12 protein-coding genes are annotated in these 14,181 nt (G+C 71.2%); all 12 read left to right on the top strand.

Annotation, left to right across the window (positions count from 1 at the left end):
- Positions 1-103: 103 nt before the first annotated feature.
- The 12 genes from ACIQCJ_RS14940 to shc all read left to right on the top strand — a co-directional run bounded on the left by ACIQCJ_RS14940 (position 104) and on the right by shc (position 14,178).
- Complete coding sequence (locus tag ACIQCJ_RS14940) at positions 104-2,026, top strand: DUF5941 domain-containing protein (protein ID WP_402711744.1); 1,923 nt, start codon at positions 104-106, stop codon at positions 2,024-2,026.
- Positions 2,023-2,778 carry a phosphocholine cytidylyltransferase family protein gene (locus tag ACIQCJ_RS14935; RefSeq protein ID WP_355339445.1) on the top strand — a complete coding sequence of 252 codons (756 nt, stop codon included), beginning with the start codon at positions 2,023-2,025 and terminating at the stop codon, positions 2,776-2,778. Before ACIQCJ_RS14940 ends, ACIQCJ_RS14935 begins: the two co-directional genes overlap by 4 nt.
- A complete protein-coding gene (locus tag ACIQCJ_RS14930) occupies positions 2,766-3,827 on the top strand; it encodes an iron-containing alcohol dehydrogenase family protein (RefSeq protein ID WP_355339448.1) in 1,062 nt (353 codons plus the stop codon). The genes ACIQCJ_RS14935 and ACIQCJ_RS14930 overlap by 13 nt, the downstream gene beginning before the upstream one ends.
- A complete protein-coding gene (locus tag ACIQCJ_RS14925) occupies positions 3,805-4,584 on the top strand; it encodes a CDP-alcohol phosphatidyltransferase family protein (protein ID WP_188282694.1) in 780 nt (259 codons plus the stop codon). The genes ACIQCJ_RS14930 and ACIQCJ_RS14925 overlap by 23 nt, the downstream gene beginning before the upstream one ends.
- 44 nt (positions 4,585-4,628) lie before the next feature.
- Complete coding sequence (locus tag ACIQCJ_RS14920; protein ID WP_355339541.1) at positions 4,629-5,474, top strand: glycosyltransferase; 846 nt, start codon at positions 4,629-4,631, stop codon at positions 5,472-5,474.
- An 80-nt stretch (positions 5,475-5,554) separates the two neighbouring features.
- Positions 5,555-6,484 (top strand): ABC transporter permease, encoded by a 930-nt coding sequence (locus ACIQCJ_RS14915; RefSeq protein ID WP_355339451.1) that lies wholly within the window; start codon positions 5,555-5,557, stop codon positions 6,482-6,484.
- On the top strand, positions 6,471-7,280 hold the full coding sequence (locus ACIQCJ_RS14910) for an ABC transporter ATP-binding protein (RefSeq protein ID WP_355339454.1): 810 nt from the start codon (positions 6,471-6,473) through the stop codon (positions 7,278-7,280). Before ACIQCJ_RS14915 ends, ACIQCJ_RS14910 begins: the two co-directional genes overlap by 14 nt.
- Positions 7,281-7,586: 306 nt before the next feature.
- Positions 7,587-8,477: a squalene synthase HpnC gene (gene hpnC / locus ACIQCJ_RS14905; protein WP_355339457.1), complete on the top strand. Its 891-nt coding sequence runs from the start codon at positions 7,587-7,589 to the stop codon at positions 8,475-8,477.
- Positions 8,474-9,418, top strand: a complete 945-nt coding sequence (hpnD, locus tag ACIQCJ_RS14900) for a presqualene diphosphate synthase HpnD (protein ID WP_355339460.1) — start codon at positions 8,474-8,476, stop codon at positions 9,416-9,418. Before hpnC ends, hpnD begins: the two co-directional genes overlap by 4 nt.
- A gap of 144 nt (positions 9,419-9,562) precedes the next feature.
- Complete coding sequence (gene hpnE, locus ACIQCJ_RS14895; protein WP_391051414.1) at positions 9,563-10,975, top strand: hydroxysqualene dehydroxylase HpnE; 1,413 nt, start codon at positions 9,563-9,565, stop codon at positions 10,973-10,975.
- Positions 10,972-12,042, top strand: a complete 1,071-nt coding sequence (locus tag ACIQCJ_RS14890; protein ID WP_188282688.1) for a polyprenyl synthetase family protein — start codon at positions 10,972-10,974, stop codon at positions 12,040-12,042. The genes hpnE and ACIQCJ_RS14890 overlap by 4 nt, the downstream gene beginning before the upstream one ends.
- 108 nt (positions 12,043-12,150) lie before the next feature.
- Positions 12,151-14,178, top strand: coding sequence for a squalene--hopene cyclase (gene shc, locus ACIQCJ_RS14885; RefSeq protein WP_391051416.1), 2,028 nt, complete (start codon positions 12,151-12,153; stop codon positions 14,176-14,178).
- Positions 14,179-14,181: the final 3 nt, after the last annotated feature.

Here is a 14,181-nt window from a genome sequence, read left to right as displayed (position 1 = left end):
GCGGACGTGGATCCGATAGCCTCTGCCGTCGTGCCTGGCCCGGACTTGCCGACCGCGGCCCGTACAGGCAAGCCCTTCGCACGCATCCAGGGAGTGAGTTCCTCTGTCGACCGCCATTCTCACCGGCCCGCCCGCCGCGGGATCAGCGTCGCCGCTCGCGGACGACCTGCGGGCGCTGGGATTCCAGGTGGTCGAGGCGGACACGCCCGTCGCCGTCGCCGCGCGGCTCGCCCAGGTGCCCGCCGCCGACCGGGTCGCCGTCGTCGACCGCCGCTTCGTCGGCCACCGGCACGCGCTGCGCCTGGCCCTGACCGACCCGCGCTTCGACACCGCCGCGATTGCGGGCGCCGTGTCCGCGAAGGCCGCAGGCCGCCAGGCGCTCACCGCCGCCGTCACCGGGCTGACCGCGCAGGGCGGCCCCACCGTCCCGTCGCAGACCGCTCCCTCCGTACCGGCCTCGTCCGTATCGGCCCCCGGCGGCACCCTGCTGACCGCCGCCGACGGCGACACCGCCCCCGCCGCCCGCGCGGCCACCTCGGCCGCCGTCGTCCCCGACGCGCTGGCCGCCGCCCTCGACGCGCAGGGCACCGCCCCGCACCGCCCCGAGCTGGGCGTCCTCGTCGCGGCCGTCCCCGCCGACGCCGCCGAGCGCACCGCGACGGCCGAGGCCGTCGCCGCCGTGGACGAGGAGGCGGTACGGCTGCGCAGCGCGGTGAAGTCCCGCGACGGCTTCTTCACCACCCACTGCATCAGCCCGTACTCGCGCTACCTGGCCCGCTGGTGCGCCCGCCGCGGCCTCACCCCGAACCAGGTCACCACCGCGTCGCTGCTGGTCGCGCTGATCGCCGCGGGCTGCGCGGCCACCGGCACCCGGACCGGATACGTCGCGGCGGGCGTCCTGCTGCTCGCCTCGTTCGTCCTGGACTGCACCGACGGCCAGCTCGCCCGCTACTCGCTCCAGTACTCCACGCTCGGCGCCTGGCTCGACGCCACCTTCGACCGGGCCAAGGAGTACGCCTACTACGCGGGCCTCGCGCTCGGCGCCGCCCGCGGCGGCCACGACGTATGGGCGCTCGCGCTCGGCGCGATGGTCCTCCAGACCTGCCGCCATGTCGTCGACTTCGCCTTCAACGAGGCCAACCACGACGCCACCGCCAACACCAGCCCCACCGCCGCGCTGTCCGGCAGGCTCGACAGCGTCGGCTGGACGGTGTGGGTACGGCGGATGATCGTGCTGCCGATCGGCGAGCGCTGGGCGCTGATAGCCGTGCTCACCGCGGTCACCACCCCGCGCGTCACCTTCGTCGTCCTGCTGGTCGGCTGCGGCCTCGCCGCCTGCTACACCACCGCGGGCCGCGTCCTGCGCTCACTCACCCGCAAGGCCCAGCGCACCGACCGGGCCGCCCAGGCGCTCGCCGACCTCGCCGACAGCGGGCCGCTCGCCGAGGCCGGGGCCCGGATCCTGCGCCCGCTCGCCGGTCGTATGCCGTCCTTCGCGGCGCCCGCGGTCGCCCTGCTCGGCGCCGCCGCGGTCACCGCCACCGCCGCGCTCTCCTCCCGGGGCAGCTGGTGGCCGCCGCTGGTGGCCGTGGTCTACGTCCTGACCTCGTCCTTCGCCGTCTCCCGGCCGCTCAAGGGAGCCCTGGACTGGCTGGTCCCGCCGATCTTCAGGGCCGGTGAGTACGGCACGGTGCTGGCCCTCGCGGCCGTCTCCGGGGTAAACGGGGCGTTGCCCGCTGCTTTCGGTCTGGTGGCCGCGGTCGCCTACCATCACTACGACACGGTGTACCGCATCCGCGGCGGCACCGGGGCGCCGCCGCGGGCCCTGGTACGGGCGGCCGGCGGACACGAGGGCCGCACCCTGGTGGTCGCCCTCCTGGCCGCCGTCGCACACCACACAGGCTTCACGGTCGCGCTGACGGTGCTCGCCGCGGCGCTCGCGCTGCTGGTCCTCACCGAGAGCGTCCGCTTCTGGGTGTCCGCAGGGGCTCCCGCTGTACACGACGAAACAGGAGAACCCGCATGATCGGCCTCGTGCTGGCGGCCGGCGCCGGAAGACGCCTGCGCCCCCACACCGACACCCTGCCCAAGGCACTGGTGCCGGTCGTCGGTCCCGAAGGGGCTGCGGACAGCCTGACCGTCCTGGACCTCACCCTGTCCAACTTCGCGGAGATCGGCCTGACCGAGGTCGCCGTCGTCGTCGGCTACCGCAAGGAAGCGGTCTACGCGCGCAAAACGGCGCTGGAGGAGAAGTACGGCCTCACCCTCACCCTGATCGACAACGACAAGGCCGAGGAGTGGAACAACGCCTACTCCCTGTGGTGCGCGCGCGACGTCCTCAGGCACGGGGTGATTCTGGCCAACGGCGACACCGTGCACCCGGTGTCGGTGGAGAAGACCCTGCTGGCCGCGCGCGGCGGCGGCAAGCGGATCGTGCTGGCCCTGGACACCGTCAAGCACCTCGCCGACGAGGAGATGAAGGTCGTCGCGGAGCCCGGCAGGGGAGTGCGGCGGATCACCAAGCTGATGGACCCGGCCGAGGCCACCGGTGAGTACATCGGCGTCACCCTCATCGAGGGCGAGGCGGCGGCCGAGCTGGCCGACGCGCTGAAGACCACCTTCGAGCGCGACCCCGACCTGTACTACGAGGACGGCTACCAGGAGCTGGTCAACCGCGGCTTCACCATCGACGTCGCCCCGATCGGTGACGTCGCCTGGGTCGAGATCGACAACAACGACGACCTCGCCAAGGGGCGGGTGATTGCGTGCCAGTACTGACCAGGCTCATCCCCTCCCCGGTCGTCGTCGACATCAGGGGCGGCGCGATCGCCGACCTGGCCGTACTCCTGGCCGATCAGCGGATCTCCACCTCCGGCAAGCTCGCCTTCGCCGTCAGCGAGGGCTCCGGGCTCAAGCTGCGCGACCGGCTGGCCCCCGAGCTGCCCGGCGCGGACTGGTACCCGGTGCACGGCGGCACCATCGACGCGGCCGTGAAGCTCGCCGACTCCATGCGCGGCAAGCGCTACGACGCGGTCATCGGCCTCGGCGGCGGCAAGATCATCGACGTCACCAAATACGCCGCCGCGCGGGTGGGCCTTCCCATGGTCGCGGTCGCCACCAACCTCTCGCACGACGGCCTGTGCTCACCGGTCGCCACCCTGGACAACGACAACGGGCGCGGCTCCTACGGTGTCCCGACGCCGATCGCGCTGGTCATCGACCTCGACGTGATCCGCGAGGCGCCCGCCCGCTACGTCAGGGCCGGCATCGGCGACGCGATCTCCAACCTCTCCGCGCTCGCGGACTGGGAGCTGTCCCACCGCGAGAACAGCGAGCCGATCGACGGCCTGGCCGCGGCGATGGCCAGGAGCGCCGGCGAGTCCGTGCTGCGGCACCCCGGCGGCATCGGCGACGACGACTTCCTGGTCACGCTCTCCGAGGGCCTGGTGCTGACCGGCATCGCCATGTCGATCAGCGGTGACACCCGCCCGTCGTCCGGTGCGTGCCACGAGATCAGCCACGCCTTCGACCTGCTCCACCCGCAGCGGGCCGCCGCCCACGGCGAGCAGGTCGGCATCGGCGCCGCCTTCGCGATGCATCTGCGCGGCGCGCGCGAGGAGTCGGGCCTCATCGCCGAGACCCTGCGCCGCCACGGACTGCCCGTTCTCCCCGAGGAGATCGGCTTCACGGAACCGGAGTTCGTCGAAGCGGTGCGCTACGCGCCGCAGACCCGCCCCGGCCGCTTCACGATCCTGGAACACCTGGACCTCTCCGCCACCGAGATCAGGGACGCATACGCCGACTATGTCAAAGCCATCAGTAGCTGAACTGCGCCCGGTCGTTCACCCCCCGGGGGTCAAGGACCGCCGCAGCGGCGAACACTGGGCCGGCCGGCTCTACATGCGTGAGCTGTCGCTGCGCATAGACCGGCACCTCGCGCCCACCCGCGTCACGCCCAACCAGTTGACGTACCTCATGACCGTCTTCGGCGTCCTCGCCGCCCCGGCGCTGCTGGTGCCCGGGATCGCGGGCGCCGTCCTCGGCGTGCTGATGGTGCAGCTCTACCTGCTGCTGGACTGCGTGGACGGGGAGATCGCCCGCTGGAAGCAGCAGTTCTCGCTGTCCGGCGTCTACCTCGACCGCGTCGGCGCCTACCTGTGCGACGCCGCCGTCCTGGTCGGCTTCGGGCTGCGCGCCGCCGACCTGTGGGGCAGCGGCCGGATCGACTGGCTGTGGGCGTTCCTCGGCACCCTCGCCGCGCTCGGCGCGGTGCTGATCAAGGCCGAGACCGACCTCGTCGGCGTCGCCCGGCACCAGGGCGGGCTCCCGCCGGTCAAGGAAGCGGCGTCCGAGCCGCGCTCCTCCGGAGTGGCGCTGGCCCGCAAGGCCGCCGCCGCGCTGAAGTGGCACCGCCTCGTGCTGGGCGTCGAGGCGTCCCTGCTCATCCTGCTGCTCGCGATCGTGGACCAGGCGCGCGGCGACCTGTTCTTCACCCGGCTCGGCGTCGCCGTGCTGGCCGGCATCGCGCTGCTCCAGACCCTGCTGCACCTGGTCTCCGTCCTCGCCTCCAGCAGGCTGAAGTGAGCACGCAGGGGACGCCGCTGCGCGTCGGCGCGGTCATCATCACCATGGGCAACCGCCCCGCGGAGCTGAACGACCTGCTGGACTCGGTCGCCAAGCAGCAGGGCCCGCCGGTGACGGTCGCCGTGGTCGGGAACGGGTCACCGCTGCCGCCGCTGCCCGCCGAGGTGCGCACCGCGGAGCTGCCCGAGAACCTGGGCATCCCCGGCGGGCGCAACGTCGGCATCGAGATGTTCGGCCCCGGCGCCGAGGAAGTGGACGTCGTCCTCTTCCTGGACGACGACGGGCTGCTGCCGGGCGACGACACCGCGGAGCTGGTCAGGCGGGCCTTCGAGGCCGACCCCGAGCTGGGCATCATCAGCTTCCGGATCGCCGACCCCGAGACCGGGCAGACGCAGCGCAGGCACGTCCCCCGGCTGCGCGCCGCCGACCCGATGCGGGACTCGCGGGTCACCACCTTCCTGGGCGGCGCGTGCGCCGTGCGCAGCCGCGTCATCCAGCAGGTCGGTCCGCTGCCCGCCGAATTCTTCTACGCGCACGAGGAGACAGATCTGGCCTGGCGCGCTCTTGACGCGGGTTGGCTGATCGACTATCGGCATGACATGGTGCTGTTCCACCCGGCGACCTCACCCGCCCGGCACGCGGTGTACCACCGGTTGGTGGCCCGTAACCGGGTGTGGCTGGCCCGGCGCAATCTGCCCTGGCCGCTGGTCCCGGCGTACCTCGGCGTCTGGTTCGCGCTGACGCTGGTGCGCCGGCCGTCCGGGCCGGCGCTGCGAGCGTGGCTCGGCGGATTCCGTGAGGGATGGACAACCCCCTGCGGTCAACGGCGGCCGATGCGCTGGCGGACCGTCTGGAGGTTGACCCGGCTAGGCCGACCCCCGATCATCTGACAAGCTCGGACCTGAGAGCATCAGGCGCAGCCCGGGATTCCCCTGCCCCGGCGCGCACCTTGAGGACGAAAGTGTCAACTGTGAGCGAGACAACGCACAATGGTGCGGTCGCCGTCGGTGTCCCCCCGGCACCCACGGCCGATGACGGCCTCAGCCCCGCCCAGGTAGCGGCCAAGTACGGCTTGTCCGTCAGTGGCGCCCGGCCTGGCCTGGTGGAGTACACGCGGCAGCTCTGGGGCCGTCGACATTTCATCAACGAGTTCGCCAAGGCGCGCACCCAGGCGCAGTACACCCAGGCCCGCCTCGGCCAGCTCTGGCAGGTGATGACGCCCCTGCTCAACGCGGCGGTGTACTACCTGATCTTCGGTCTGCTGATCGGCACCAGCAAAGGCATCGACAACTTCATCGCCTTCCTGGTCACCGGCATCTTCATCTTCACCTTCACGCAGTCCTCGGTACTCAGCGGCGTGCGCGCGGTGTCCGGCAACCTCGGTCTGATCAGGGCGCTGCACTTCCCGCGCGCCTCGATGCCGATCGCCTTCACGCTGATGCAGCTCCAGCAGCTCATCATGTCGATGTTCGTCCTGCTGGCGATCGTGCTGATGACCGGTGAGGTGCCGAACGCCTCCTGGCTGCTGATGTTCCCCGCGCTGATCACGCAGTGGGTCTTCAACACCGGCCTGGCGCTGATCGTGGCGCGGCTGGGCAGCAAGATGACGGACCTGGCGCAGCTCATGCCGTTCATCCTGCGCACCTGGATGTACATGTCCGGCGTCATGTACAGCATCGAGAAGCTGACCAGCGACGCGCCGCACTTCGTACGCATCCTGCTCGACATCAACCCGGCCGCGGTCTACATCGATCTGATGCGCTTCGCGCTCATCGACAGCGTGACCTCCTCCCAGTTGCCGCCGCACGTGTGGGCGTCCGCGGTCGGCTGGGCCGTGCTGGTGGGCGTCGGCGGCTACGTCTACTTCTGGAAGGCGGAGGAGCAATATGGCCGTGGCTGAGCAGCAGAGCGTCGAGAGGGCACAGCAGCCCTCCGACAGCCGCGTTCCCACCGTGATAGTGGACGACGTGCACATCGTCTACACGGTGCACGGCGCGGGCACCGGCAAGGGCAGCGCGACCGCCGCCCTGGGCCGGCTGATCTCCCGTAAGGGCTCGCCGAACGTCCGCCGGGTGCACGCGGTCAAGGGCGTCAGCTTCACCTCGTACCGCGGTGAGGCGATCGGCATCATCGGTTCCAACGGCTCCGGCAAGTCGACGATCCTGCGCGCCATCGCGGGTCTGCTGCCGCCGGAGCGCGGGAAGATCTACACCGACGGCCAGCCGTCGCTGCTGGGCGTCAACGCGGCGCTGATGAACGACCTCACGGGTGAGCGCAACGTCATCCTGGGCGGTCTGGCCATGGGCATGACGCAGGACGAGGTGCGCCGCCGCTACCAGGGGATCGTCGACTTCTCGGGCATCAACGAGAAGGGCGACTTCATCTCGCTGCCGATGCGGACGTACTCCTCCGGCATGGCGGCGCGCCTGCGGTTCTCGATCGCGGCGGCCAAGAACCACGACGTGCTGATGATCGACGAGGCGCTGGCCACCGGCGACCGCGCGTTCCAGCGCCGGTCCGAGGCCCGGATCAGGGAACTGCGCAAGGAAGCGGGCACGGTCTTCCTCGTCAGCCACAACAACAACTCCATCCGCGACACGTGCGACCGCGTGGTGTGGCTGGAGAAGGGCGAGCTGTTGATGGACGGTCTGACCGACGATGTGCTCAAGGCGTACGAGGAGCACACCGGCAAGTAGCGTTCCGTGCCTGCTCGCAGGCGTACAAGGTCCCCGTCGGACGATCCGGCGGGGACCTTGTATGTCAATCCCACCACGTGTCACGCCCCCGGCGTACGCCGCAGCATCACCGGTCGTAAGCTGTACCGGTGCTGGGAGCCTGGAGATGATCGAAACCGCTGACCGACACCCGGGTGCGACACCCGGTGCGGCGTGTCCGAAATGGGAAGTATCTGCTGGGCGGTGTAGAACGGGGGGTGTGGCGGCCATGATGATCGGGACCATCCTGCTCCGGGGCACGCTCGCCGCCTGTGTGCCGGGAAGAGCATGGTGACCGGGGACGCCGAGTCCCGGGCCGTCCTGGACAAGGCCGCGCGCGAGAACTTCCCCGTGGCACCGGTGTTCCTGCCGCGTGCCTGGCGCCGGGACCTGATGGCGGTGTACGGATTCGCCCGGCTGGTGGACGACATCGGCGACGGCGACCTGGCGGGGGGCGGCCGGGAGGACGCGCTGCGACTCGGACTGTCCGCCGACTCCGCCGACGACCGGCTCGCGATGCTGGACGCCTTCGAGGCCGACCTCAACCGCGTGTTCGACGGCACTCCCCGGCACCCGCTGCTGCTCGCGCTCCAGCCCACCGTCCGCCGCCACCACCTCAGCCCCGAGCCCTTCCTCGGTCTGATCGCCGCCAACCGGCAGGACCAGCAGGTGCGGCGGTACGCGACCTACGACGACCTGCTGGCGTACTGCGAATTGTCCGCCAATCCGGTCGGCCGGCTGGTGCTGTCCATCACCGGCACCTCGACGCCCGAGCGCGTCCGGCGCTCGGACGCGGTCTGCACCGCGCTCCAGATCGTGGAGCATCTCCAGGACGTGGCCGAGGACCTCGGCCGCGACCGGATCTATCTGCCCGCCGAGGACATGAAGCGTTTCTCGGTCGAGGAGGCCGATCTCGCCGCCGCGACGGCCGGCGCACAGGTGCGCGCCCTGGTCGCGCACGAGGCGGAACGCGCCGGATACTTGTTGGATGAAGGTACCCCCCTGGTGGGCAGCGTCCGTGGCAGGCTCAGGCTGCTGCTCGCCGGATTCGTCGGCGGCGGCCGTGCCGCGCTGAAGGCGGTCGAAGCGGCGGGGTACGACGTACTGGCGGTATCGCCGAAAGCCACCAAGCCCAGCCTGCTGCGCGAGGTGGGGTCGACATTGCGAAGAGAGGGGTGAGCCGGACCGTGAACGGTTCCGCCCACACGTCCGGTCCCGTGCTCGCGGCCTACCGCTACTGCGAGGCTGTGACCGGCCACGAGGCCCGCAACTTCGCGTACGGCATCCGCCTGCTGCCCGCCCCCAAACGGCAGGCGATGTCCGCGCTGTACGCGTTCTCCCGCCGGGTCGACGACATCGGCGACGGTGAACTGCCGCCGCGGGAGAAGGCCGAGCGGCTCGACGGCACCCGCGCGCTGCTCACCCGCGTCCGCGCGGGAGAGGTCGCGGAGGACGACACCGACCCGGTCGCGGTCGCGCTCGCCGACTCCGCGCGCCGCTTCCCGCTGCCGCTCGAAGGGCTCGACGAACTCATCGACGGCGTCCTGATGGACGTCCGCGGCGAGACGTACGAGACCTGGGACGACCTCGCCGTGTACTGCCGTTGCGTGGCCGGCGCGATCGGACGGCTCTCGCTTGGCGTGTTCGGCACCGCGAATGGGCACGATCATGCGCGTGCCGCAGAATATGCCGACACGCTCGGCCTCGCCCTACAACTCACCAACATCCTCCGGGACGTCCGCGAGGACGCCGCGAACGGACGGACGTACCTGCCCGCCGAGGATCTCGCCAAGTTCGGCTGCGCGGCCGGTTTCCACAGCGATACCGCGCCGCCCGGCTCCGACTTCCCCGGCCTGGTGGAATTCGAAGTACGGCGCGCCCGCGCCCTGTTCGCCACCGGATACCGGCTGCTCCCGATGCTCGACCGGCGCAGCGGCGCCTGCGTCTCGGCCATGGCCGGGATCTACCGCAGGCTGCTCGACCGGATCGCCGCCGACCCCGAGGCCGTCCTGCGCGGCCGGGTGTCACTGCCCGGACGGCAGAAGGCGTACGTCGCCGTCCGCGGCCTCGCGGGGCTCGACGCCCGCCGTACCGCCCGCTCCCCACGAGGTGACGCGTGAGACCGTCCCGCGACGGCGCGGGTCCGCGCGCACGGCACGGGGCACGGTACGCGCACGACGAGGCAACCACCGGGACACGTACGGCGTCACTGCCAGCAACGGTTCGCCGTGCTGGACACGGCGGGGCCGAAGGGGGGAGGACGCATGACCGCGCATGAGCGGATCACCACCGACGGCGGCGGCATGCGCACCGCCGTCGTGGTCGGCGGCGGACTCGCCGGTACGACGGCCGCGCTCGCGCTGGCCGACGCCGGGGTGCGCGTCACCCTCGCCGAGGCCAGACCCCGACTCGGCGGCCTCGCCTTCTCCTTCAAGCGCGGCGAGTTGACCGTCGACAACGGCCAGCACGTCTTTCTGCGCTGCTGCGACGCCTACCAGTGGTTCATCGACCGGATCGCGGCCCGCGACCTGGTGACCCTTCAGGACCGGCTGGACGTACCGGTGCTGGAGGCCGACACGCTCCGGCTGGGGCGGCTGTCCAGGACCGCGCTGCCGGTGCCCCTGCACCTGGCCGCGAGCCTGCTCCGCTACCCGCATCTGAGTCCGCGTGAGCGGGCCTCGGTGGGCCGCGCCGCGCTCGCGCTGGGCCGCCTCGACCTGGACGACCCGGCCCTGGACCGTACGGACTTCGCGAGCTGGCTCAGTGCGCGCGGGCAGTCGGCGCGCACCATCGAGGCGCTGTGGGACCTGGTCGGTGTGGCCACGCTCAACGCGCGGTCGGCCGACGCCTCGTTGGGCCTGGCCGCGAAGGTCTTCAAGACCGGACTGCTCTCCGACCCGGGGGCCGCCGACATCGGCTGGGCCTCGGCGCCGCTGGGCGACCTGCACGACGGCCGGGCCCGCGCCGCGCTGGACACCGCGGGCGTACGCACCATGCTGCGCTCCCGTACCACCGGCATCAAAGAGGCGGCGGACGGCGGCTGGCACGTCTCGATCGAGACCGGACCGGGACGCGGCGAGCAACTCGACGCGGACATCGTGGTGTTGGCGGTCCCGCAGCGCGAGGCGCACGGCCTGCTGCCCGCCGGATCGCTCGAAGATCCGGAAAAGCTCTTGCGCATCGGTACCGCTCCGATCCTCAATATGCATGTGATCTACAACAGACAGGTGCTCCGACAGCCGTTCTTCGCGGCACTCGGCAGCCCCGTCCAGTGGGTCTTCGACCGCACCGTCAGTTCCGGGCTCACCGGCGGCGGTCAGTACGTGGCCGTGTCACAGTCGGCGGTGGAGGACGAGATCGACCTCCCCGTGGCCGAGTTGCGCGCCCGCTACCTGCCCGAGCTGGAACGGCTGCTGCCCGCGGCCCGCGGCGCGGGCGTCCGCGACTTCTTCGTCACCCGGGAACGCACCGCGACCTTCGCGCCCACTCCGGGTGTCGGGAGCTTGCGGCCCGGTCCGGTGACCCGCGCCCCCGGCCTCTACCTGGCCGGGTCGTGGACCGCCACCGGCTGGCCCGCGACCATGGAGAGCGCGGTGCGCAGCGGCCTGCACGCCTCCCGAGAAGCGTTGTCCGCGCTCGGGATGCCATTCGACAACGGCGTCCTGGAGGCGGCATGAGTGCTATTGGTGCAACCAGAGGAGAGAACGTGACCGCCACCGGCGTCATCGAACTGCTGGAAAACGGCCGCATCCTGACCACACCCGTACTGCGCGCGGCCGTGGCCCGCCTCGCACCCCCGATGGACACCGTCGCCGCCTACCACTTCGGCTGGATCGACGAGGCGGGCCGCCCCGCGGACGGCGACGGCGGCAAGGCCGTACGCCCGGCGCTGGCCCTGCTGTCCGCGGAGGCCGCGGGCGCCTCGGCCGAGACGGGCGTACCCGGCGCCGTCGCCGTGGAGCTGGTGCACAACTTCTCGCTGCTGCACGACGACCTGATGGACGGCGACGAGCAGCGGCGGCACCGCGACACGGTGTGGAAGGTGCACGGTCCCGCCCAGGCGATCCTGGTCGGCGACGCGCTCTTCGCGCTCGCCAACGAGCTGCTGCTGGAACAGGGCACGGTCGACGCCGGCCGGGCCACCCGCCGGCTGACCACCGCCACCCGCAAACTGATCGACGGTCAGGCGCAGGACATCTCCTTCGAGCACCGCGAGCGGGTCACCGTCCAGGAGTGCCTGGAGATGGAGGGCAACAAGACCGGCGCGCTGCTGGCCTGCGCGTCCTCCATCGGCGCGGTGCTCGGCGGGGCCTCGGAGTCCGACGCCGACGCGCTGGAGGAGTACGGCTACCACCTGGGGCTCGCCTTCCAGGCGGTGGACGACCTGCTGGGCATCTGGGGCGACCCCGCGGCCACCGGCAAGCAGACCTGGAGCGACCTGCGGCAGCGCAAGAAGTCGCTTCCCGTGGTCGCCGCGCTCGCCGCGGGAGGGTCCGCGTCGGAGCGCCTGGGTGAACTGCTCGCGGCGGACGCGAAGAATCCTGAAACCGGTGCCTTCAGCGAGGAAGAGTTCGCTATGCGCGCGGCGTTGATCGAAGAGGCCGGTGGACGTGAGTGGACCTCCCAGGAGGCCAGGAGGCAGTACGCGACCGCCATCGCCGCGCTGGACAAAATGGACATGCCGGAACAAATTCAACGTAAGCTCGTTGGTCTCGCGGATTTTGTGGTGGTCCGCGAGAAATAAAGAGAACGACAGAACGAAACGTGGAGCGCTAACGTCGCCGGTCCCTCTTATGTGACGGCCGACGGCCGCCCCAACACCGCAGATAGTCTCAACTGCAAAGGGGAAGCCATGACAGCGACGACCGATGGCAGTCCAGGGACGCCAACCCACCGGACACCTTCGGCCAGCAGCACCTCGGAGCCGGACCCTGTTCCAGCCGACGGCACCGAGGCGGCGGCGCAGCGTGCCGTGCAGCGCGCCGCAGACCACCTTCTGGCACGGCAGCACCCCGACGGATGGTGGAAGGGCGACCTCGAAACGAACGTGACGATGGACGCCGAGGATCTGTTGCTCCGACAGTTCCTGGGTATCCAGGACGAGCAGACCACCGCGGCCTCCGCCCGGTGGATCCGCTCGCAGCAGCGTGAGGACGGCGCCTGGCCCACCTTTCACGGCGGGCCGGGCGACGTGTCGGCCACCATCGAGGCGTACGTCGCGCTGCGACTCGCCGGGGACTCCCCGGACGAGGCGCACATGGCACTCGCCGCCAAATGGTCGCGCGGCGAAGGGGGAGTGGCGGCCAGCCGGGTCTTCACCCGTATCTGGCTGGCCCTGTTCGGCTGGTGGAGCTGGGACGACCTCCCGGAACTGCCGCCCGAGATCATCTACCTGCCCAAGTGGATGCCGCTGAACATCTACTCGTTCGGCTGCTGGGCGCGGCAGACCATCGTGCCGCTCACCGTCGTCGGAGCCCACCGCCCGGTCCGCCCGGCGCCGTTCGGCATCGACGAGCTGCACATCAACCCCAAACAGCCCAACCCCAAGCGGCGCAGAGCCTCCATCAGGACCTGGGACGGTGTCTTCGAGCGGCTCGACCAGGTGCTGCACGTCTACCGCCGCTTCAGCCCGCGCATGGTGCGGCGCAGCGCCATGCACGCCTGTGCCCGCTGGATCATCGAGCGTCAGGAGGCCGACGGCTGCTGGGGAGGAATCCAGCCACCCGCCGTCTACTCCGTGATCGCCCTGCACCTGCTGGGCTACGAGCTCGACCACCCGGTGGTCAAGGCCGGTCTCGACTCGCTGGATCGTTTCGCCGTATGGCCGGAAGAGGGCGTCCGGATGATCGAGGCGTGCCAGTCCCCGGTCTGGGACACCTGCCTCGCCGCCATCGCGCTCGCCGACGCGGGCGTCCCCGCGGACGATCCGGCGCTGGTCAAGTCGGCCGAATGGATGCTCGGCGAGCAGATCACCCGGCCGGGTGACTGGTCCGTGCAGCGGCCCCAGCTCGCCCCGGGCGGCTGGGCGTTCGAATTCCACAACGACATCTACCCCGACATCGACGACACCGCCGAGGTCGTCCTCGCCCTGCGCAGGATCGACCACCCGGACCGGGCGCGCGTCGACTCCGCGGTGGAGAAGGCCGTGCGCTGGAACGTCGGGATGCAGTCGCGGAACGGCGCATGGGGCGCCTTCGACGCCGACAACACCAGCCGGTTCCCGAACCGGCTGCCCTTCTGCGACTTCGGCGAGGTCATCGACCCGCCGTCGGCCGACGTCACGGCGCACGTGGTGGAGATGCTCGCCGCGCTCGGTCTCGAGCACGACGAGCACGCCCGCCGCGGCATCGAGTGGCTGCTGGCGGAACAGGAGGACAACGGCGCCTGGTTCGGCCGTTGGGGGGTCAATTACATCTACGGCACGGGGTCCGCCGTCCCCGCGCTGGCCTCGGCCGGTCTGCCGTCGAGCCACCCGGCGATCCGCAAGGCGGTGAGCTGGCTGGAATCGGTGCAGAACAACGACGGTGGCTGGGGCGAGGACCTGCGCTCCTACTCCGACCGGGAATGGGTGGGCCGCGGTGCCTCCACCGCCTCGCAGACCGCGTGGGCCCTGATGGCGCTGCTGGCGGCGGGCGAACGGGACGGTGACGCGGTCGCGCGCGGGGTGCGCTGGCTGACCGACACCCAGCTCCCCGACGGATCGTGGGACGAGCCGTACTTCACCGGTACGGGCTTCCCCCGCGACTTCTCGATCAACTACCACCTCTACCGCATGGTCTTCCCGCTGACCGCCCTCGGGCGATACGTACGCGACGAGCCGTTCGGTACCGCGGGTGCCCCGGCCGTCACCGCCGGAACCGCCGCTGGAAAGGGGGCCTAGTTC

Origin of the sequence: Streptomyces sp. NPDC093221 (assembly GCF_044753885.1) — a bacterium.
Classification (GTDB): Bacteria; Actinomycetota; Actinomycetes; order Streptomycetales; family Streptomycetaceae; genus Actinacidiphila.
This window is presented reverse-complemented; position numbering and strand designations above follow the sequence as displayed.